This is a genomic window from Paenibacillus massiliensis subsp. panacisoli DSM 21345, from assembly GCF_000426545.1.
GTDB lineage: Bacteria > Bacillota > Bacilli > Paenibacillales > Paenibacillaceae > Paenibacillus > Paenibacillus panacisoli.
This window is the reverse complement of the sequence record NZ_AUFO01000031.1, coordinates 37,693-59,149: the sequence shown is the minus strand read 5'-3', so window position 1 is coordinate 59,149 and position 21,457 is coordinate 37,693. Positions and strand designations below refer to the sequence as shown.

The following is a 21,457-nucleotide window of genomic DNA, read 5'->3' as shown; positions in this document are numbered from 1 at the left end:
TATTAGGTTCAGAATATACAGGTTGTGCAGACAATAGCGTAGGGAAAATTATAAATAGCATTATGTCATAGCTACAGAGTTAGCAATCCAGGGAAAGCAGGTATGATATGAAAGGCAAAGGCAGATTCATTACATTCGAGGGAGGCGAGGGCTCGGGCAAGACTACGGTCATCAGATGCCTTGCGCAGAGACTGCAGGAGGAAGGCTATCCGGTCATCGCTACAAGAGAGCCGGGAGGGATTGAGATCGCAGAGCAGATCCGATCCGTTATTCTGGATACAGCCAACACGACAATGGATGCCAGGACTGAGGCATTGCTGTATGCTGCTGCTCGTAGACAGCATCTGGTGGAACGAGTAGAGCCTGCCATTGAGGAAGGAAAGATGGTCCTGTGCGATCGCTTTGTTGACAGTAGTATGGCCTATCAGGGACACGCACGCGGAATAGGTATGACAGAGGTAGGTATGATCAATCAGTTCGCAACAAACGCCCGGCAGCCAGATGTAACGTATTATTTGGACATTGAGCCCGAGCTGGGACTCACCCGAATTGCCAGCAATCAGCGTGATCGGGACCGTCTAGATCGTGAAGGTCTTGAGTTCCATTATATGGTGAAGGAAGGGTATAGTCTTCTCATAGAACAGAATCCTGAGCGCATATGTGTGATTGATGCATCCCAGTCTATAGAGGATGTGACAAATGATATCTATGAGCACCTGAAAAAGAGGATTTTGCCGACTTTTCTCGAATAACTCTATATGCACAAAGAAAATATTAAATAACAGGGCATAGCATGTGGCAGCAGGTAGTAAGTATGGCATAACAATAGATATAACCATCCGAGGCCTTGCGTATCATGTTGGATTGCCGTTCTCTTGTTCGGGATGGACGCCCCTGGCGTTGACCTGAAGATTATATTTTGTTCATTGAAGTAACCGATATTAAGGGAGGAATTCAGGATGAAACTGATTGTTGCCATTGTTCAGGATAAAGATAGCAACAGACTGTCCAGCGGACTGGTAAAAGCTAATTTTCGTGCAACCAAGCTGGCAAGTACCGGTGGATTTCTACGTGCTGGCAACACCACATTCATGATTGGAGTGGACGACAGTCAGGTCGAGTCTGTTATGAGCGTAATCCGCAATAGCTGTAAGGTGAGAGAACAGCTCGTGACGCCGGTGACTCCTATGAGTGGAACAACAGACTCTTATTTGCCTTTGCCAGTAGAGGTTCAGGTTGGTGGAGCCACGGTATTCGTTCTTCCGGTTGATCGTTTTGAACACTTCTAGATATACTACAATTGTCAGTACAATATGACGATAATATATGTATCTGCTCTTCCGTGACTGGAAATGGCTGGCCTGCTGAACAGGTCAGGTATTGATGGTGATGTATGGAGCTATACATTCTGCGGCGATGCTATGGTGCCGTGCCTGATTAGTGCTCAAGATAGTTACAGCTTGCAGCTCGGCTATGCCGGTTAGCCTGCAGATACCTCGATGAGCCGAGCAGGAGAAAGCAGGTTCATTATGAAAATTAATCCGGGCTATCGCCCATTACAAAGCGGTATCGCTCCAAGTGATACGAATACCAAGCCCGTTCAAAGCAAGAGCTTCTCAGATATGATGAAGCATAGTGGAGAGCGAGCCTCACAAGAAGAATTAAGTCGACAATTCAAGGAAATTCAGATGCAAGGAGATCGGCTTGCCCGCTCCATGACTGTGCGTGAATTGAAGGCCTACAAAGTATTGGTGAAGAGATTTCTGGAGGAGACTGTACGCCGAGGGGTATCCATGAAGGATACCAAGGGCTGGGATCGTCGCGGTCGCAGCAAGCGTTATAAGCTCATTGATGAAGTAGACTCTATTCTGCTGCGGATGGCAGAGGAGCTGCTAGATACAGAGCAGGGGAAGATTGAGCTCCTTCAGGGTGTTGGGGAAATTCGTGGTATGCTGATTAATCTGACTTTTTGAGTAAAGCAACAGACCTCAAGTGTATAATAACCTAAGCAAATAGCGACCCATAATATAATCTGTCGACTTTACAGTCGGCAGATTGTTTTTTAAGATAATTTGAGTTATAGGTTTTCACAGGTAAAATCATAACGATTCGTGGTTTGGAAAGTGAGGCAATATGTCTTTTCAGGATATAATAGGTCAAGAGTTGCCGAAGAGTATGCTGCAGCACGCGCTTCGCAAAGGAGCGGTTAGTCATGCTTATCTGTTCCATGGTCCAGCAGGCAGCGGACAGCTGCAGATGGCCATGGCCTTCGCCAAAGCGTTGTTCTGCGAGCGATTAAGCGATGATGCTTGCGGTGAGTGTCTGGAATGCAGAAAGGTAGAGCATGGCAATCACCCCGACCTGCACATCATTGCTCCAGATGGCAACAGCATCAAGATCGATCAGGTTCGAGAGCTGCAGCGTTCGTTTTCGTATCGCTCGGAAAGCAAGCATCCGAAGGTGTATATCATTCAGCAGGCGGATCTGTTAACGACACAGGCTGCAAACAGTCTGCTGAAATTTCTGGAGGAACCACAGCTGCCTACGGTGGGTATTTTGCTGACCGACAATGGACAAGCCGTACTCCCTACGCTACATTCACGGACCCAGCATGTACCGTTCTCTGCTCTGAATCCGCACCTTATGCAGCAAATACTGACAGGGGAGGGCTATTCAGCAAGTCTTGTCAGATGTGCGGTTCATATTGCTTCTGGATTGGAAACAAGTAGAGAAATTCTCCAGCAGAATTGGTTTGCAGAAATTAGAAATGTAATGTTACAATTAGTAAAGGAGTCGTTGAGTAGAGGGAGTTCCTCCGTCATTTTGGCTCAACAGAAGGTGTTCAAGGCCGGGCTCGGCGAGCATCTTGACATCCTGTTTCATTTGTTTCACCTGCAGTTCAAGGATATGCTGCACTTCCAGTATGGAAGGCACGATAGCATTGTGTTCATAGATCAATTGGAGATGATCTCCAAATTGGCAATCACCCGCAGTACCGAACAATGGGTCTCTTATATGGATTTGGCCGCGGAGTGCAGAAGAAAGCTCCGTTTCCATGTAAACGGTCAGCTTTGTGTAGAGCAGCTGATGATCGGTCTGTCCCCATCATGAGACAGATCCAGCGCCGATGGTCCGAGACTGCGCTACGGGCAGGTTATGCATGAGCAAGGCCTGTCCCTCGCATACCGAATATGGGAGATTGTGCCCGTGGCACGTTCAGCTAAGATGTCCCCAAGCAAGGTTCTAGTGGCACACAAGGGGGTTTATTTTTGTACAGTGTAGTGGGTGTTCGCTTCAAAAAAGCGGGCAAAACGTATTATTTCGATCCGCTCGAGCTTCCGCTGGAAAAAGATAACTGTGTAATTGTTGAGACGGCGCGCGGTATCGAATATGGTAAGGTTGTTGTAGGCAAGAAGGAAGTGAATGACTCCGATGTCGTGCTTCCCCTGAAGAAGGTCATTCGGCTAGCTGGCGAAGCGGATGCACAGATTGTAGAGGAGAATAGACAGGCTGCCAAGGAAGCCTTCGGAACTTGTCTTCATAAGATCAAGGATCATGGACTCAAAATGAAGCTCGTGGACGTGGAATTCACCTTTGACCGCAACAAGATTATTTTCTACTTTACGGCTGAGGGGCGTGTTGACTTTCGGGAGCTGGTCAAGGATTTGGCTAGCATTTTCCGTACACGGATCGAGCTAAGACAGATTGGTGTGCGGGATGAAGCTAAGATGCTGGGCGGGATTGGGCCTTGCGGACGTATTCTGTGCTGCTCCTCCTGGCTTGGCGACTTTGAGCCTGTATCCATCAAGATGGCGAAGGATCAGAGCTTGTCCTTGAATCCAACCAAAATATCCGGTCTTTGTGGAAGGCTGATGTGTTGCCTCAAGTTTGAGCATGATAATTATGAGAGTGCGAAGGAAGAGCTTCCTCAAGTCGGCAAGCTCGTCGTAACTTCCATGGGAGAAGGTAAAGTAGTAGGTATTAATGCAGGTCATCGAACTGTTCACGTACAGCTTTTTGAGATTAGTAAAGTCAAGGAACTTCCAATGGATGATGTAGTCATCAAGTAAACCATTAGGTGGCTTCGGGGTGGAATCTTGGAAAAAATAAATGTTTTCGAGCGTATTCTCGAGTTGGAGACGCAAATGGGGCAAATGTACAGTGATCTTGGTGAATTGAAGCTGGCCGTAAAAGAGCTGCTTGAAGAGAATCAGCGACTGACGATTGAAAACGAACAGCTGCGTAAGATGCTGAGAGACCATACACATACGGAGGAACCAGAACGTATAACAACATCGGACCATCCGGCACACCTGATCAAAACAGAGGAAGTGCAAGGAGAAGTCGTTGGTGAGGGGTACGATAATCTGGCGAGACTGTATCATGAAGGCTTTCATATATGCAATGTTTATTACGGACATTTACGAACCGAGGGCGACTGCCTATTCTGTCTGTCATTTTTGAATAAATAACATCAAGCCGTAGGACACGTGCCTACGGTTTTTTTGTAAGGAAACAGAACAATTGCACTAGACATATTGCATGAGGATTGCAGAAAAGGAAGGGAACGTTTGATGATGAATGAGCCGCTTAACGACTCTGAACGAATTGATGATTTGCTGACACATGATCTTCGAATCATACAGAGTGAGGAAGTATTCAGCTTCTCTATGGATGCTGTACTCCTAGCGAGATTTGCAGGTATTCCGAAGAGAGGGAAGATTCTCGACCTGTGTACAGGCAACGGGGTTGTGCCGCTCTTATTAACGACTCGAACACAGGCACAGATTGAAGGCATCGAGATTCAACCACGACTTGCAGATATGGCCCGTCGGAGTGTAGCTCTGAACGGACTAGAGAATGTAATAACGATTCGTGAAGGTGATCTTCGTCAGCTAGTCGAGGTTACCGGACATGGTGTGTATGATGCGATTACGGTGAATCCGCCTTACATGCCTTTGAATGGTAGCGATCTCAAGGTTAATATCTATGAAGCCATCGCACGCCATGAGCTGCACTGTACCCTCGAGGAAGTCATCCAGGCTTGTACAAGGCTGGTTCGTACGGGTGGAAAAGTAACAATGGTACATCGACCACAGCGGCTGGGGGAGATCATCTCCTTAATGCGTGAGTATCGTCTGGAGCCCAAACGAATTCGATTCGTGCATCCTCGGCCTCAGGCAGAGGCAAATATCGTCTTGATCGAGGCATTACGGGATGGCAAGCCAGATGTACGGCTGCTTCCGCCACTCATTGCGTATGAAGGTGAGGGCAGAAATCAGTACACACCAGAGATGCTGGAGATCTATACAGGGCAGAAGGAGGAATAGGTATGGCTGCTACGGTGCAAAAAAGCTTTTTGGATGGGGAACAGGGTCAGGGAATACTCTATCTTGTGGCCACCCCGATCGGCAATCTGGATGATATGACATTTCGAGCGGTGAAGGTGTTGAAGGAATGTCATATTATTGCGGCGGAGGACACGAGGCAGACACGAAAGCTGCTTACACATTTTGACATATCACCAGAGATGCTATTCAGCTATCACGAGCATAATAAGGCAACAAGTGGGCCTGAACTAATTAGATATATAATAGAAGGAAAAAATTTGGCCCTTGTGAGTGATGCCGGGCTACCAGCGATTTCTGATCCAGGAGCGGATCTGGTGAAGCTGGCCTTAGATGCTGGAATCTCGGTCGTACCGATACCCGGAGCGAATGCGGCATTGTCTGCATTGATTGCCTCAGGGCTTGATACAGATCGGTTTACTTTTGCTGGATTCCCCCCTCGTGAACGCAAGGAACTTCAGGAGCTACTGCAGTCCTTTGGAGCCTCCCACGGTACGGTCCTCTTTTACGAATCCCCGCATCGAGTTGCCAAGACACTTGGAGTGATTCAGGAGACGCTTGGTGCAAGAAAAGTCGTATTAGCACGTGAACTTACGAAAAGACATGAGGAATGGCTGCGAGGAACAGCCGAGGAATGTCTACAGTGGCTGGAAGAGCATCCACCACTGGGCGAATATTGCCTGGTGCTGGAGGGGAAGAGTGAGGAAGCCGAGGAGCAAGAGCGCCAGGCCTGGTGGCAGGAGCTGAGCTTGGCTGAGCATGTGGCGCAATATGAGCAGCAAGGGCTGAACCGGAAAGAGGCCATGAAGCGTACAGCTTCAGACCGATCGATCTCCAAGCGAGACGTATACAATGCACTGCTGTAATCCGGTGACAGGAATGTGTGAAATGAAGAGTCTACACTGAGGGCACTCTATCGTGAACGAGGGGAATTTGTACGATTGCTATGATTCAGGGCAGTTATCCAACCCCCAAATGCTCCTTAGACAAAAAAAGGCCTTCCACGAGTGGGTTCTTACCCGTGGAAGGCAACAAGGAGATATGAAAAGGTTAGAATTAACAATAGGTATAATTTAATTATATACTATAAATCTTATTTTGTCACAGGTGTTGGAATTTCAGAAATACATTCATTACATACGATTTTACCCTTGAAATATGTAACGTTCTCGGCATTGCCGCAGAAGATACAGGCAGGCTCGTATTTTTTGAGCATAATGCGCTCTCCATCTACATAGATTTCCAGAGCGTCCTTCTCCCCAATACCCAACGTACGACGCAACTCGATTGGAATTACAACGCGTCCAAGCTCATCAACTTTTCTCACAATACCCGTAGATTTCATCATAGATCATCAGGCTCCTCTCGCCGTATCAAAAGTATAAGTGTCAAGTTTCGACATTATTTTATCTTTTATGATATACACTATACCAACCATTCCCAAAACAGTCAACCTATAAAATAACGACAAAGGTTAAAATTTCTAATAAAACAACTGAAAATTCGCTGAATAGGCAGAAAAAACAGTTAAAATCGCAGTTTGCTGAATTTGTCGATTTGGAAACAAGAAAAATCTATAATTCGACACTATTCGACATCCTATGTCGAAATTGACAAGAAAATAGTGATAAAACAGGTGAATGTTGTGTAATCAAGTTTTTGGAATAAAATAGAGTTAAAGGAGTGGATACCTCATGAGTGGATTCCAAAACCCTCTGACAGAAGAAAAAGTATTCAAGGACCCTGTACATAATTACATTTACGTTCAGGAAGTGGCCATATGGAGGCTTATTAACACACCTGAATTCCAAAGGCTTCGCCGTGTAAGACAGCTAGGAACCTCCTACCTGACCTTCCACGGTGCCGAGCATAGCCGATTCTCACACTCTTTAGGGGTATATGAGATTACACGGCGGATTATCTCCCAATTCGAACGCGGTGATTATCCGGACTGGCCCAAGGAAGAGAAGCTAGTAGCTCTGTGTGCCGCATTGCTCCATGATGTGGGACATGGTCCATTCTCGCATTCTATAGAAGAAGCTTTTCAGATGCATCATGAGGATTGGACATGTCGGATTGTACTCGGCGATACAGAGATCAATAAAGTTCTGAAGGATATAGCTCCTGATTTCCCCGAGAAGGTAGCAGCCGTCATTTCTAAGGATTACGATAAGCCCATCGTCGTGAACCTTGTCACGAGTCCACTGGATGCCGATCGGATGGATTATCTGCTGCGAGACGCCCATATGACAGGTGTCAATTATGGAACGATCGATCTGGATCGTATCCTGAGGCTTCTTCGTCCTCATCAGGGCAGGATTGTTGTCAAGGAGTCAGGAATGCATGCGGTTGAGGATTATCTCATGTCCAGATACCAGATGTACTGGCAGATCTATTTTCATCCAGTGACCCGTAGCTCTGAAATACTGTTGCGTCAAATCTTCAGAAGACTGAAGGAGCTACGCTATCAGGACTACCGCTTCAAGTTCATGCTGGAGCCGATTCCGCAGCTCATTGATGGTCATGTGACCGTGCAGCAATATTTAATGCTCGATGAGGCGTTAATCCAGACGACCTTTAACCAATGGAGATTCGAGGATGACCCGATTCTTAGTGATCTGTGCAGCCGGTTCCTGGATCGCAGACTGTATAAATATATACAGCTGGAATGTCTGGATATGGATAAGGTCGATCATATTCGTGAAGCATTACGTGATGTAGGGCTGAACCCCGATTATGACCTGGAAATTGATTTTCCGACCGATCTTCCTTATGATGTGTTCAGAAAGAATGGCTCGACCGAGAATCAAATTCTGCTGCTGGGCAGAGAAGACACCGTAAGAGAAATATCGGAGGTGTCTGATATTGTACGCTCCATCAGCGGCATTCATCGCGGCAAGTACCATCTGTATTACCCGCATATGAAGCTGGAAGCCGTCAAAGATCGGTTACCGCATGATATTCAAAAGCTATTTGTTAAATGATCACCCATTTGTCTATAAATTGTAAACGGCCATGCCTAAAACTGATTATTGCAAATTATTGAAAAAAAGAAAAAATACGATGAGTCTTGTCTGAATATTTGAGCGCTTTGCTGTAAGTGCTGTGCTGTAATATGGAAAGGAGTCAGTCATGCAATTATTCGACACACATACACATTTAGATGCTTCCCAATTCAAAGAGGATCAAGAGCAAGTCATTGCACGGGCTGTCGAGGCTGGTGTCACCCGTATGGTTAATGTCGGTTTTAATCGTGAGACGATCCCAACGACTATGGAGCTTGTCGAAAAGTACGATTTCATTTACGCCGCTATTGGATGGCATCCTGTCGATGCTATTGATATGAAGGATGGCGATCTGGAGTGGATCGCGGAGCTGTGCAGGCATGATAAGGTAGTAGCTATCGGTGAGATTGGGCTGGATTACTACTGGGATACTTCCCCGAAGGACGTTCAGCAGCAGGTGCTCCGTCGGCAGATTGGACTGGCCCGTGAACTTAGCATGCCAATTGTCATTCATAATCGGGATGCACATGAGGATATTGTCAAAATTCTTCGCGAAGAGAAGGCAGGAGATGTCGGCGGAATCATGCACTCCTTCTCTGGTAGCTGGGAGACCGCGAAGCTGTGCCTCGACATGGGCTTTCATCTCTCCTTCGGGGGACCGATTACATTCAAGAATGCACGTCAACCGAAGGAAGTGTTAGAAAAGGTACCACTGGATCGCTTACTGATCGAGACGGATGCTCCATACCTGACTCCACATCCGTTCCGAGGAAAGCGAAACGAAAGCGCATATGTAAAATATGTGGCTGAAGCAGCAGCTGACATTAAGGGGATTTCACTGGAGGAATTGGCTGAAATTACTACCAAAAATGGACTGGAACGATTTGGCATTGTGAGCAAGGAAGAGAAAACAAGCTGAAAAAAAGAGATAGACGAAGACAATCATGAATTTGTTGCAGTAAAATCGAGAATATTACAATATTTTAACCGATTATTTAGAAAAACACACTTGAAAGCCGCTTTACAACATGGTTACAAACAGGATATCATTTCAACAGTGAATTGTTGTTCGCGATTTAGGTCCTAAGTCGTGATCGAAGCAACTCACTTCGTGAACCAGTCTCGCTGAGTCTCCAACCTGGAGAACGGGGGAACCGAATCGCACGCTGTCTGTCAGTTGTGCATCGATTTCTTTTTTGGGTCTTCGGGGTGAATGTGAAGGTGTCCGCCATGAGCGGATAACTGGAACTAGGGCGATCTCTACGTCCGAACCCGACAGCTAACCCCGTAAGCGTAACAAGAGAGAAGCAACCTCGTGCATGAATTTCCGCATCAGTCATCGGTGGAAGCCACGAAAGAGCTCTCTTGCTCTTTTTTTGGCTTTTTTTGCTTGTGGCCTATGTTCGGGAGTGATGTCCAATCTACAGTCTTGAAGTTGATGTAGATGGCGCATGCTGCGAAGACGGGAACATGATGCAGGACATCGGGAAGTTCCGAGGTGGTCCTGTAGAAAATCTGGTATAGTCGCGTCTATTTCAAGTTTGCATCATTCCAGACGGCGAGGCTATGTAAGGAGGGACGGAGAAGTGGGCATTTTCCAAAAAGGGGAGACCCATGAGTCACGCTCATCCAGCATGTCTTACGCGTTGCGATGGAAGTATGGAAAAATCAATCGGACTACGCTGGTTGCACTTTTTCTAGTCGCATTAATTACCATGATCTCTATTCTGGTGTACATTCAAGACAAGAAGCAGGTGTCTCTCGTTATTGATGGTGAGGCTGTCACCTTGGAGACACGCGAAGCGCTGCTGCATGAATTGCTGCAGAAAGAAAATATTACTCTCGAACCGCATGACATGATCTCCATGCCACTGAATGGGGCAATTCAGGATGGGGACGAAGTGGTGATTAAGCGTGCTGCACCTGTGCAAATCACGGCTGATCATCAGAGCAAGACACTATACACCACTGAGAAGACAGTTGGGGATGCAGTGAAATCTCTGGGTTATAAAGTGTCCTCCAAGGACATTGTCACCCCGGCACTCGATACCCAAGTTTCGTCTAACATGGATATAAAAATCGTTCGGGTAACGACGCAATCGCTTGAGCAGGAAGCCGAGATTCCGTTTCAGGTCATTAAGACAGCCGACCCAAGCTTGTTCAAGGGGGACAATCGCGTCCTTCGTAGCGGCAAGGCTGGAGTTATGATTCAGAATATCGAGAAGGAGTACCATGACGGTGTACTCATCTCCAAACGGATGGTCAGCAAAGAGGTAGCCACGAATCGGGTCGACAGAGTGGTTGCAGTCGGCACGAAGAAGCCAGTGGTGCTCGCAGCCTCCACGGGACCAGCTAATGCCAAGACGGCAAGTGCTAGCGTAGCAAGCACGGGCAATAATGTCGTAAGTAAAGCTGGAATTGATTTTAAATATAAAAAGGTACTCAACAATGTATCCATGACAGCGTACTCCTCTCAGGAGCCTGGCATTGGTACACGTACGGCTTCCGGTACACGCGTAACCGAGGGCCGCACGATTGCAGTAGACCCGAATGTAGTACCGATCGGCTGGTGGGTCTATATTGAGGGATTAGGCTTCCGTCGTGCAGAGGATACGGGCGGAGCCATTAAAGGCAACAAGATTGACGTGTACTACGATAATCTGAACCACGCGCTGAACTTCGGGCGCAAGTCAGGTATTACCGTATATGTCATCGGACCTGTGAAGCCAGAACTGAACTAGTGTCTTCTGGACATAGCTTGTATTACAGGTGTCCATTAGGATAGTATAAGAGCAAGATTATGTATACTTAAGAAGAGGGTGAATACTCTCTTCTTATTTTTTGTTTGTTCATATGTACGTAGGAGCCCATACGAATGCATTTCGTGCCGTGGCGCCTATTCAGGAAGGAAGACACGAGATGATTAAGGAAGTTATCGTGGTGGAGGGACGGGATGATACAGTAGCCATCAAGCGGGCAGTAGAGGCGGATACGATCGAGACCGGAGGCTCCGCCATTAATGCGATGACCATACGAAAAATAGCCCTTGCCCAGCAACGCAGAGGCGTTATTGTGCTGACGGACCCGGATCATGCGGGAGAACGTATCCGCAAGATTATTACCTCCAAGGTGCCTGGCTGTAAGCAGGCGTTCATCCCCGAGTCCGAGGCGACGCACAAGGGAGATATTGGAGTGGAGAATGCCTCTCCCGAAGCCATTCGTCACGCGCTGGAGCGTGTGCGCACGACGGTGGACGAGGCGGAGCCAACGATCGCTTGGAGCGATCTGATTGAGGCAGGCTTGATCACCCATCCCCGGGCCTCAGCCAGACGGATGGCACTGGGTAACGAATTAGGGATCGGATATTGTAACGGAAAGCAGCTCCATAAGCGGCTAACGGTATTTCAGATTAGCCGGGAGGAGTTCCTGGATGCATTAAGTAAAATTGAAGGTGAAGGACTGTGATGGCATGAAAGGATTTGAAGATATCGCAACACCCCGGCGTACGAAGGAGATCATTCAGCGCCATGGCTTTTCCTTCAAGAAAAGTCTGGGGCAGAACTTTCTGATTGATCAGAATATTCTGAGAAATATTGTCGCGGCCGCCGAACTGGATGATACTAAGGGAGCCTTGGAGATTGGTCCAGGCATTGGGGCGCTCACCGAAAAGCTGGCACAGACCGCCAAGCGTGTCACGGCTGTTGAGATTGACCAGCGCCTGCTACCGATTCTGTCTGAGGTATTGGAGCCTTATAGCCACGTGAAGGTTCGTCACGGAGATGTGCTACAGCTTGATCTGAAGACGGTATTTGCTGAGGATTTTGCCGAGGTAGAGCGGGTTAGTGTTGTGGCTAATTTGCCTTATTACGTAACCACACCGATCCTGATGAAGCTGCTGGAGGAGAAGCTCCCGCTGGAGAACATTGTAGTCATGATTCAGAAGGAAGTGGCACAGCGGATGGCCGCTTCACCAGGGACGAAGGACTATGGTAGCCTGAGCATAGCTGTACAATACTACAGCATCCCGGAAATGGTATGTATTGTGCCCCATACGGTATTCATCCCGCAGCCTAATGTAGAGTCTGCCGTCATTCGTCTACGTGTGCGAGAGAAGCCGCCAGTAGAGGTTATGGACGAGCAGCATTTCTTCGAGGTTATTCATGCTTGCTTCGCCCAGCGTCGCAAGACGATTGCGAACAACCTGAAGAGCAAGTTCTTCACGAAGGAGAACAGGGACGAGCTTGAACCGCTACTTGGCAAGGCGGATATTGATCCTACAAGACGTGGTGAGACACTCAGCATAGCGGAATTTGCCCGTCTGAGCGATGTCTTGCTGGAAGCAGGCATTCGCTAATAATAATCCTCCGGATGGTAACCAATCGGGCAACTGCCCCATACCATGAAGGAGGGGTGATACAGTGTGATGACATTAGGAGACTTGGTCGTTCGGAGATCGTATGGCGGAGATGTGACATTTCGCGTAGAGGGTATCCGGCAAGATAAGGCCATTATCAAGGGGACAGAATTTCGATTGCTTGCCGATTCCCCCGTGAACGACCTGGTCAAGGTCCCGGCTGCATCTATGAGCGACAAAACGAGAAAGGCATACATCAAGGCGAATCAATCACTGTCCCATCTGCAGCAGGATCGACAGCACCAGATGGAGAGAAGTCGTTCGATATTGTCGGAGCAAAGTCAAGATTCGCATATATCCTACTTCGAGCTGCCGGGGAAGGTGCTGCATCTAGATGGCGATGCGAACTATCTGAATAAAAGCCTGAATCTGTATAAGCAGCTGCGTGTGCCCGCAGAGGGATATCATGTGCATGAGTCGGCCATGGCCGATACCCTGTATCGTCTACTTCCACGCTCAAGGCCCAGCATCGTAGTCATTACCGGGCACGACGGCGTGCTGAAGCAAAGAGTTCCCTATGATCTGAGCAATCTGTCCAGCTATAAAAATTCGCAGAATTTCGTAGCTGCCATCCAGGTAGCGCGGCAGTATGAGAAGAATCTGGATGGGCTTACGATCGTAGCAGGTGCATGTCAGTCTCATTTTGAGGCACTTATTCGCTCTGGAGCTAATTTTGCCAGTTCCCCCGGTCGGGTGCTCATTCATGCGCTAGACCCGGTCTATATTGCAGCTAAGGCGTCATTTACCTCGATTCGGGAGACGGTTAGCATGTCGGATATTTTCCATCATACGATTAGTGGTAGCCAGGGTGTCGGTGGAATCGAGACAAGAGGCAGTTATCGTGTCGGGCTGCCAAGGCTTGAGGATCTATCTACCTTGAAGGTTACGCCGTCAGCCATCTAAGCATTTTGCCATACATGCACAAATGGACTCCAACTAGATAATCAGGACAGCACAGAACGAATGATTAAGCCTGTTATTTGCTCTGTACTCAAACAAAAGTCTAATCGAATAATAGGCAAAATGGTGAAGATAAAAGCTCCATATGGGGGCTTTTATTTTTTGTGCAAAAAAAACAATTGACAATATATTTTTGCAGTTGTTATAATTATTGTTTTGATTTGACATCGGTTATCTTCTTTGTTATAATGGACAAGGAAAGAGGTGGTCGTTAGCAATGGCAAAAAACTCGCTATTGGATATCAAACGCAGTCTCGATGCACATGTTGGGCAAAAGATTTTGCTACGGGCTAACGGCGGACGCCGTAAGACCGTTGAACGAACTGGTGTCTTGGAAGAAACGTACCCTTCTGTATTTATTGTAAAGCTGGATCAGGAGCAGCAGACCTTCAAGCGTGTGTCCTACAGCTATGCCGATATCCTGACGGAGTCGGTGGAAGTAAGCATTTATGATCCTGAAGGCGAGATCGCCATTGAATATTCTCAAGCATAACCTTTGTTGGTTGTGTATCGTATAGAGAGAACTGCATCCCTAAGGGGTGCAGTTTTTTCTTTCCTCGATTATGGATGAGCATTTATTTTGTATTTTGTGATTTGGTCACAGCTACTCCTCTTAGGTTTCCTACGCTGCACTTCATAATCACCTTTGGTCTGTATAGCTCCGTTCATGAGCAGGCATACTAACGTCGGGAAGATCCCGTACTCTTGATTTTCATATTACTGAGGGAGGTGCCTTCATGAGCCGGAGAAGACGTAGCGTGATGTCTGAGGAGCTAAAGTATGAGTTAGCGAAGGATCTGGGCTTCTATGAGACAGTGCAACAGGAGGGTTGGGGTGGCATTAAGGCCAAGGATGCTGGCAATATGGTCAAGCGAGCGATTCAACTGGCAGAACAGGCTGCTGCCCGCAAGCCATAAAGTATAGGTGGGAAGGCTCCGGTGAAATACCCGGAGTCTTCTTCCGTTGTAAATGCCCGTAGAAGTAAGGATAAGATTATATTGTGAACTTAAGCGTGATAGTAGAAATGAAGGTATTTATTATAATGTAAGCGATTACTCAGTGCCGTGCTGCCTCTTCTATGCTTGACAGCTATGTTCTGATATAATATGTTAAGTTGTCTTGATGGAAAGGTGAGGACGGGTGAACGCCTTGAAAATATACGAAAAAGCTCCAGCTAAAATTAACTTGATGCTTGATGTACTGCGTAAAAGGGATGACGGATATCATGAAGTTGAGATGATCATGACAATGGTTGATCTGGCAGACCGATTGGAAATGCATGAGCTTCCACGGGATACGATCATGATCTCCAGCCAAGCTGGCTATATTCCGCTGGATGAGAAGAACCTGGCATTCCAAGCAGCAAGGTTAATCAAGGAACGTTATGATGTAAAGACTGGGGTATACATACATTTGGATAAAAAGATTCCGGTGGCAGCAGGTCTGGCAGGTGGCAGCAGTGATGCTGCAGCTACGCTGCGCGGTCTGAATCGGTTATGGAAGCTCGGCATACCGGATCAGGAGCTGAGAGAGCTGGGAGCACAGCTGGGCTCTGATATACCGTTCTGCATTACGGGAGGCACGGCCCTTGCGACAGGTCGCGGGGAGCTATTGACGCCTCTGCCGAACCCTCCTCAGTGCTGGATTGTCCTCGCCAAGCCACCGATTAATGTGTCTACTGCGGAGGTATATGGACGCGTGCGTGCGGACCGGATACAGCATCATCCCTCTGCAGCACGGATGGAAGCTGCCCTGCGCACAGGCTCATTTCATGATATATGTAACGAGCTTGGCAATGTACTTGAGGATGTAACGCTGAACCTGCACCCGGAGGTGAGGCACCTGAAGGAAGCTATGGTTCGCCTGGGAGCAGATGGGGTGCTGATGTCGGGTAGCGGACCAACAGTGTTTGGTCTGGTATCGAAGGAAGCGAAGATCCCGAGGATCTATAATGGGCTACGAGGCTTCTGTAAAGATGTTCATGCGGTTAGATTGTTGACCTGATTAGAGTGAATTGTGTATTGATCAGTAAAGGCTTGTACAAGATTTTGCAGATTAACTTGTGTATACACGTACAAAAATGTTATATTTTAATATAAATATTCGGATTTTAATGAAAACCAGCAACATTTATGCCTGTGAAAGGGTTCGTCATACGGGATATGTGACCCTGACCCAGCAAGGATGCTAAGATAGCGAGGAATCTCACGTGAAAAAATTAAAAAGAAGCGCACGCTTAGTTGAGATGACCCAGTTCCTGCTTGCTAGACCGCACACACTTGTGCCCCTCACTTATTTCGCGGATCGTTATGGAGCTGCGAAGTCATCGATTAGCGAGGACTTGGCGATTATCAAGGAAGTATTTGAGGACGATGGCACGGGAGAGCTGCTGACATTGGCTGGAGCTGCAGGTGGAGTGAAGCTGATTCCAAGACTGTCCACGGAGCATGCCCTGACCTTTGCAGAGGAACTGTGTAAGCAATTGGAGCAGCCTGACCGGATTCTGCCTGGGGGCTATCTGTATATGTCCGACTTGTTGGGTCAGCCCGCAATGATGAATGAAGCTGGCAAGATCTTTGCCACAGCCTTCGCAGAGAAGAGTATTGATGTAGTCATGACTGTCGAGACGAAGGGGATTCCACTGGCATATGCTACAGGCGCGCAGCTGAATCTTCCGGTAGTCCTTGTAAGAAGGGATCATCAGGTGACAGAAGGTTCAGCGGTAAGCATCAACTATGTATCCGGCTCTCAGAAGAGTCTACATACGATGTCTCTATCCCGTCGAGCCCTCCGCGAGAAGTCACGCGTACTGATCGTAGATGATTTCATGAAGGCAGGCGGCACGATCCAGGGTATGGTTGACCTGCTGCAAGAATTCAATGCTACGGTAGCGGGTGTTGGCGTGCTGGTCGAGTCTGGTGAGGTGCATAGTGAGGAACGGCTGTTGCACGATTATGTATCATTGGCCCGTCTGACGGCGGTGGATGCACGTAGCAAGCAAATTAACGTGCAGCTTGGCAATTACTTCAGCTGACATTAAATTGTCATATTCCATAAAAATGCCCTTGTAACAGGTAAAAATTGAGGGTATTGAAAAATTTTCCTGATTTCAGGATACAAATTGTACAAAAAAAGAAGGAATTTGCTCCGGCGTGTGGAATTATACACCAAGTCCTTATTGGAAAAAGGTGGTGAATACAACACATGCAAATTACGGATGTAAGACTTCGCCGCGTGAACTCGGAAGGGAGAATGAAGGCGATTGCTTCCATTACGATCGATGGAGAGTTTGTCGTGCATGACATTCGTGTCATTGATGGTAACAATGGAATGTTCGTGGCTATGCCAAGCAAGCGCACCCCGGACGGGGAGTTCCGCGATATTGCCCACCCAATCTCCTCTGGTACCCGTGAGAAAATCCAGGCTGCAGTCCTGGCAGAGTATGAGCGGGCAGCCGTGGAGGAAGAAGAAGTAATCGAAGAAGGCGCCTAAGATACAACTTGGACGCGATTGGGGTTTTGAAGAAAAGAGAGCCACGAACTGTGGCTCTCTTTTCTTTTTGTCTAATATAAAATATAATCTTTATGGTATTGACTATAGGCAACAGCATGAAGGGCTAATCTTGAGGGAGCATATCTTGAGCAAATTCGATGAAGCAACCATCAAGTATTGGATTCCTGTAATGTGAAATATAGCTGAATGCAGCAAAAAGGTTGAGCTAAAGGATTGGAGGATAAGCACTTGAAAAGGATGGCTGTGATTCTTGCCGCAGGGCAAGGAAAGCGTATGAAGTCCAAGCTCTACAAAGTGCTGCATCCCGTATGCGGCAAGCCAATGGTCGGCCACGTTCATGATACAATTCGTGAAGCTGGCGTGACACGCACAGTCGTGATTGTAGGCCACGGCGCAGAAGCCGTACAGGGATATTTGGGAGACAAGGCGGAGTATGCTCTGCAGCAGGAGCAACTGGGTACTGGTCATGCAGTCAAGCAGGCTAAGGCCCTCTTGGGTGAAGAAAAAGGTACTACCATCATTATCTGCGGAGATACGCCACTCGTTACACCGGAGACGGTAGAGGGGCTTATTGCTCATCACGAGAGCAAGGGTGCTGCGGCTACTGTACTGACAGCTGAATTGCCAGATCCGCATGGTTATGGGCGTGTCGTACGCGACAAGGCAGGTTCTGTCATTAAAATCGTAGAGCAAAAGGATTGCTCGGCAGAAGAAAATGCTATTAGTGAAATCAACACGGGTACGTACTGCTTTGATAATGCCAAGTTGTTCAAGGCTCTCGAACAGGTCACGAATCAAAATGCGCAGCAAGAGTACTACCTGACGGATGTGATTGGCATTTTGCGCGGTGAAGGTGAAGCCGTCGAGGGGTATTTGGCCCATGATCCGGCCGAGTCCATCGGTGTGAATGACCGAGTAGCTCTGTCAGAAGCTGAGCGTTACATGAAGGAGCGCATCGTTCGTCGCCATATGCTAGGCGGAGTAACAGTCATTGATCCGGCTTCCACGTATATTGGTAGTGAGGTGGAGATTGGAGCAGATACCGTACTTCATCCAGGGACGATTCTCACAGGCACCACTCGTATCGGTGAGTTTTGCGTCGTTGGACCGAATGCGAATCTGACAAATACGATTGTGCATGATCATGTGGAAATTCGCTATTCCGTTCTGGATGATGCAGAGGTTGGACAGCGTACATCTGTCGGTCCATTCGCTTATTTGCGTCCTGGCTCTCGTTTGGGCGAGCACGTCAAGGTTGGCGATTTCGTAGAGGTCAAGAATGCAACAATTGATGACAACTCCAAAGTGTCGCATCTTAGCTATATAGGGGATGCGAAAGTGGGTAAGAATGTCAATATAGGATGCGGTGCAATAACGGTGAATTACGATGGATATAATAAATCCATTACAGAGATTGAAGACGATGCATTCATTGGCAGCAACGTGAATCTGATCGCTCCAGTCCACATCGGCAAGGGCGCATATGTCGTGGCAGGCTCCACGATCACCTCGGACGTTCCTGACAACGACCTAGCGATTGCTCGCAGCCGTCAAGAGAACAAGTCTGGCTACGCGGACAGAATTCGCAATCAGGCGAAAGCCAAAAAGGAACGCGGCAATTCATCTAAATAGACAGTTATACACTAGTTGATTCAGTGATATTAGGCATCATTTCCCGGTTGTTATTTGAAAATCAGCAGATGAATACAGTGTGTATCAGATTCCAATGAATGAACCAGCACGGAGGGTTTATATTAATGACTTATTGTGATTCCAAATTAAAGATTTTCACCTGTAACTCTAATCCTAAGCTAGCCCATCAGATCGCAGATTATATCGGCATTCCAATGGGTGAGTCCCACACCACCTCATTTAGTGATGGGGAGATTCAAGTCAAATTGTCAGAGAGTGTACGTGGATGTCACGTCTACATCGTGCAATCCACCTGTAATCCAGTCAACGATAACCTGATGGAATTGCTGGTTATGGTAGATGCACTCAAGCGTGCCTCTGCCAAGAGCATCAACGTTGTTATTCCTTACTATGGTTATGCCCGACAAGACCGTAAGGCACGTTCACGTGATCCGATTACGGCCAAGCTGGTGGCCAACCTGATCGAGAAAGCCGGTGCACACCGTGTCATAACAATGGATTTGCATGCCATGCAAATTCAAGGCTTCTTCGATATTCCGGTTGACCATATGCTGGGTGTACCTATTCTGGCTCAATACTTCCGCTCTAAGCAGATTGAGAATCCCATTGTCGTATCTCCTGACCACGGTGGTGTAGTCCGGGCGCGCAAGCTGGCTGATTTCCTGAATGCCCCGCTCGCAATCATTGACAAGCGTCGTCCAGAGCCCAACGTAAGTGAAGTGATGAATATCATCGGTAACATTGAGGGCAAGACAGCCATCCTGATCGATGACATTATTGATACGGCTGGTACAATTGTTCTTGGAGCGAATGCACTCAAGGAAGGCGGCGTGAAGGAAGTCTACGCGTGCTGTACCCATCCCGTGCTATCGGGTCCAGCTATGGAACGTCTTGAGAATGCTCCACTCAAAGAAGTGGTGGTAACCGATACGATTCCTATCATTCATCCGAATCCGACGAGTAAGTTAAAGGTCCTCTCCGTGGCGCCGTTAATGGGTGAAGCCATTATCCGTGTTCATGAAGAACTGTCCATTAGTAAGCTGTTTGAAATCGAATAAGAAGACCGGGGTATGACGTAGGGGTTACTTTTCCATTCAGGAAAAAGTAACCCCTATCGGCGTGTCTCATAGGATTGCAGGTAATACATGTATGGTGCGGCTAGCATGGTGAATATGTGATGCTGGATTATCCGCTTGATCAAAAGCCAGGACGTGAGATAAAGACGAATCGCTTGCGGTGATAGAGAGTGCCGCCAATCTCCACGAAATATTCGTTGAACCGGGCTATGAGCCCAAGTTCAACATGCTTACCTGTGTCATCATATACCTGGACAGGAACGGCGTTCTTCAGATGGTACAGAAAATGGCTGTCATATGATAGTGTATCTGACGGGTCTCGAATGTGCTGTCACCTTCCTATTCAGAGCTGGAATATGCAATATATTCAATATACAGATTACAGACTATTGTATCAAAAAAATAATAACTGCAAAGAGAGGCGAAGCCGCAATGAAATGGATTGTCGGATTAGGGAACCCAGGTCCACAATACGAGAAAACTAGACACAATGTCGGCTTCATGGCATTGGACAGGCTGGCTGCACGCCACGGCATTGCTGTTAATCAGAGTAAATGCAAGGCCTTGGTGGGTGAAGGAATGATTGGCGGGGTGAAGACGGTCATCATCAAGCCAATGACCTACATGAATCTGTCTGGAGAGTCCATCAGAGCCTATATGGATTATTATAAGGCTTCGCTTGATGATTTAATCGTCGTATACGATGATCTGGACACCGAAATCGGCAAGATTCGTCTTCGCTACCAAGGCAGTGCAGGCGGACATAACGGAATCAAGTCGATTATTCTGCACACAGGTACTCAGCAGTTCAACCGCATTCGGATGGGGATCTCGCGCCCAGAGCCTGGTTATGCCATTGTGGATTATGTGCTCTCCACCTTCCCCAAGAAAGAGAAGGAGCAACTGGATTCCATGATTGAAGAGACCTGTGATGCTCTGGAATTCAGTCTGAATGAGACGTTTGAAAGAACGATGGCCAAATTCAACAAGTAAATGCTCAACAAATAGGACGATTAACAGAGAGTAAGAATGAGAGGGATCATCACAATGACCGGGTAGGGCTAAATTGGCATTTTCCGGGCATACTGAGAGTATGGGCATGGCTACATCATTCATGAATGTGGCATGTTCAGTATAAAAGACTTTCAGGAGGCATATAGATGTATGGCAGTTAATTATGTATGCAGACATTGCCGGACGTTCATTGGACGAATTGATGCTCCCGATATATCAGAGGAACGGCTCGGCTTCCATTTCTTGACCCCGTCCGAGCGGCGAGATATAATAGCCTATAATTCAAGCGGCGAGATTACGGTTCGTATCACTTGCGATTACTGTAGGGAGAATCTCGAGGATCATCCGGAGCTGAGCCTCCTAGCCAACCCGCTACAATAAGAACCAAATGGCACAATGATGGCCCCGTCTTCCTGACCATGGCAAGATGAGCTTGGCCTTGTGGAGCCTTGGCAGCGCTGCCGAGGCTTCTTT

The 21,457-nt window shown here is 47.5% G+C and carries 24 protein-coding genes and 1 riboswitch; of the genes, 23 read left to right on the top strand and 1 reads right to left on the bottom strand.

Annotation, left to right across the window (positions count from 1 at the left end):
• Positions 1 to 107 precede the first annotated feature (107 nt).
• From tmk to rsmI, 8 genes are all read left to right on the top strand, one after another.
• A complete protein-coding gene (gene tmk / locus K331_RS0120160; protein WP_028591691.1) occupies positions 108 to 752 on the top strand; it encodes a dTMP kinase in 645 nt (214 codons plus the stop codon).
• Between the two features lie 207 nt (positions 753 to 959).
• The gene (locus K331_RS0120155) at positions 960 to 1,289 is read left to right on the top strand and encodes a cyclic-di-AMP receptor (protein ID WP_018888067.1); all 330 of its coding nucleotides are present in this window, start codon (positions 960 to 962) and stop codon (positions 1,287 to 1,289) included.
• A 240-nt stretch (positions 1,290 to 1,529) separates the two neighbouring features.
• On the top strand, positions 1,530 to 1,973 hold the full coding sequence (locus K331_RS0120150; RefSeq protein WP_028591690.1) for a YaaR family protein: 444 nt from the start codon (positions 1,530 to 1,532) through the stop codon (positions 1,971 to 1,973).
• Between the two features lie 160 nt (positions 1,974 to 2,133).
• Positions 2,134 to 3,111 carry a DNA polymerase III subunit delta' gene (gene holB, locus K331_RS0120145; RefSeq protein ID WP_028591689.1) on the top strand — a complete coding sequence of 326 codons (978 nt, stop codon included), beginning with the start codon at positions 2,134 to 2,136 and terminating at the stop codon, positions 3,109 to 3,111.
• 158 nt (positions 3,112 to 3,269) lie between these two features.
• Complete coding sequence (locus tag K331_RS0120140) at positions 3,270 to 4,070, top strand: PSP1 domain-containing protein (RefSeq protein WP_028591688.1); 801 nt, start codon at positions 3,270 to 3,272, stop codon at positions 4,068 to 4,070.
• Between the two features lie 27 nt (positions 4,071 to 4,097).
• Positions 4,098 to 4,472 carry a DNA replication initiation control protein YabA gene (gene yabA / locus K331_RS0120135; RefSeq protein ID WP_028591687.1) on the top strand — a complete coding sequence of 125 codons (375 nt, stop codon included), beginning with the start codon at positions 4,098 to 4,100 and terminating at the stop codon, positions 4,470 to 4,472.
• Positions 4,473 to 4,574: 102 nt separating this feature from the next.
• Positions 4,575 to 5,330, top strand: coding sequence for a tRNA1(Val) (adenine(37)-N6)-methyltransferase (locus K331_RS0120130; protein ID WP_211237348.1), 756 nt, complete (start codon positions 4,575 to 4,577; stop codon positions 5,328 to 5,330).
• A gap of 2 nt (positions 5,331 to 5,332) precedes the next feature.
• Complete coding sequence (gene rsmI / locus K331_RS0120125; protein WP_028591685.1) at positions 5,333 to 6,214, top strand: 16S rRNA (cytidine(1402)-2'-O)-methyltransferase; 882 nt, start codon at positions 5,333 to 5,335, stop codon at positions 6,212 to 6,214.
• Positions 6,215 to 6,441: 227 nt separating this feature from the next.
• On the opposite strand, the gene K331_RS0120120 is transcribed toward rsmI, so the two are convergent.
• Positions 6,442 to 6,696, bottom strand: coding sequence for an AbrB/MazE/SpoVT family DNA-binding domain-containing protein (locus K331_RS0120120; protein ID WP_018888060.1), 255 nt, complete (start codon positions 6,694 to 6,696; stop codon positions 6,442 to 6,444).
• Between the two features lie 346 nt (positions 6,697 to 7,042).
• Between K331_RS0120120 and K331_RS0120115 the strand changes: the two genes are divergently transcribed.
• From K331_RS0120115 to K331_RS0120045, 15 genes are all read left to right on the top strand, one after another.
• Positions 7,043 to 8,332, top strand: a complete 1,290-nt coding sequence (locus K331_RS0120115) for an HD domain-containing protein (RefSeq protein WP_028591684.1) — start codon at positions 7,043 to 7,045, stop codon at positions 8,330 to 8,332.
• 148 nt (positions 8,333 to 8,480) lie between these two features.
• Positions 8,481 to 9,272 (top strand): TatD family hydrolase, encoded by a 792-nt coding sequence (locus tag K331_RS0120110; RefSeq protein ID WP_028591683.1) that lies wholly within the window; start codon positions 8,481 to 8,483, stop codon positions 9,270 to 9,272.
• Between the two features lie 194 nt (positions 9,273 to 9,466).
• A riboswitch (cyclic di-AMP (ydaO/yuaA leader) is annotated at positions 9,467 to 9,663 on the top strand.
• A 276-nt stretch (positions 9,664 to 9,939) separates the two neighbouring features.
• Entirely contained in the window at positions 9,940 to 11,094 is a 1,155-nt protein-coding gene (locus tag K331_RS0120105) for a 3D domain-containing protein (protein ID WP_028591682.1), read from the top strand.
• Between the two features lie 178 nt (positions 11,095 to 11,272).
• Positions 11,273 to 11,818, top strand: coding sequence for a ribonuclease M5 (gene rnmV, locus K331_RS0120100; RefSeq protein ID WP_028591681.1), 546 nt, complete (start codon positions 11,273 to 11,275; stop codon positions 11,816 to 11,818).
• A 4-nt stretch (positions 11,819 to 11,822) separates the two neighbouring features.
• Positions 11,823 to 12,707: a 16S rRNA (adenine(1518)-N(6)/adenine(1519)-N(6))-dimethyltransferase RsmA gene (rsmA, locus tag K331_RS0120095; RefSeq protein ID WP_028591680.1), complete on the top strand. Its 885-nt coding sequence runs from the start codon at positions 11,823 to 11,825 to the stop codon at positions 12,705 to 12,707.
• Positions 12,708 to 12,776: 69 nt separating this feature from the next.
• Positions 12,777 to 13,670, top strand: coding sequence for a sporulation peptidase YabG (gene yabG / locus K331_RS0120090; protein WP_028591679.1), 894 nt, complete (start codon positions 12,777 to 12,779; stop codon positions 13,668 to 13,670).
• Between the two features lie 274 nt (positions 13,671 to 13,944).
• Entirely contained in the window at positions 13,945 to 14,220 is a 276-nt protein-coding gene (veg, locus tag K331_RS0120085) for a biofilm formation stimulator Veg (RefSeq protein WP_018888053.1), read from the top strand.
• A 244-nt stretch (positions 14,221 to 14,464) separates the two neighbouring features.
• Complete coding sequence (locus K331_RS0120080) at positions 14,465 to 14,644, top strand: small, acid-soluble spore protein, alpha/beta type (protein WP_018888052.1); 180 nt, start codon at positions 14,465 to 14,467, stop codon at positions 14,642 to 14,644.
• 232 nt (positions 14,645 to 14,876) lie between these two features.
• A complete protein-coding gene (gene ispE, locus K331_RS0120075; RefSeq protein WP_028591678.1) occupies positions 14,877 to 15,731 on the top strand; it encodes a 4-(cytidine 5'-diphospho)-2-C-methyl-D-erythritol kinase in 855 nt (284 codons plus the stop codon).
• Positions 15,732 to 15,936: 205 nt separating this feature from the next.
• Positions 15,937 to 16,761 carry a pur operon repressor gene (purR, locus tag K331_RS0120070; RefSeq protein ID WP_025680809.1) on the top strand — a complete coding sequence of 275 codons (825 nt, stop codon included), beginning with the start codon at positions 15,937 to 15,939 and terminating at the stop codon, positions 16,759 to 16,761.
• A 170-nt stretch (positions 16,762 to 16,931) separates the two neighbouring features.
• On the top strand, positions 16,932 to 17,219 hold the full coding sequence (gene spoVG, locus K331_RS0120065; protein WP_018888049.1) for a septation regulator SpoVG: 288 nt from the start codon (positions 16,932 to 16,934) through the stop codon (positions 17,217 to 17,219).
• A gap of 249 nt (positions 17,220 to 17,468) precedes the next feature.
• Complete coding sequence (glmU, locus tag K331_RS0120060) at positions 17,469 to 18,872, top strand: bifunctional UDP-N-acetylglucosamine diphosphorylase/glucosamine-1-phosphate N-acetyltransferase GlmU (RefSeq protein ID WP_018888048.1); 1,404 nt, start codon at positions 17,469 to 17,471, stop codon at positions 18,870 to 18,872.
• Between the two features lie 125 nt (positions 18,873 to 18,997).
• Positions 18,998 to 19,951, top strand: coding sequence for a ribose-phosphate diphosphokinase (locus K331_RS0120055; RefSeq protein WP_018888047.1), 954 nt, complete (start codon positions 18,998 to 19,000; stop codon positions 19,949 to 19,951).
• A 450-nt stretch (positions 19,952 to 20,401) separates the two neighbouring features.
• Positions 20,402 to 20,962 (top strand): aminoacyl-tRNA hydrolase, encoded by a 561-nt coding sequence (gene pth, locus K331_RS0120050; protein ID WP_028591677.1) that lies wholly within the window; start codon positions 20,402 to 20,404, stop codon positions 20,960 to 20,962.
• 171 nt (positions 20,963 to 21,133) lie between these two features.
• Entirely contained in the window at positions 21,134 to 21,364 is a 231-nt protein-coding gene (locus tag K331_RS0120045) for an anti-sigma-F factor Fin family protein (RefSeq protein ID WP_018888044.1), read from the top strand.
• Positions 21,365 to 21,457: the final 93 nt, after the last annotated feature.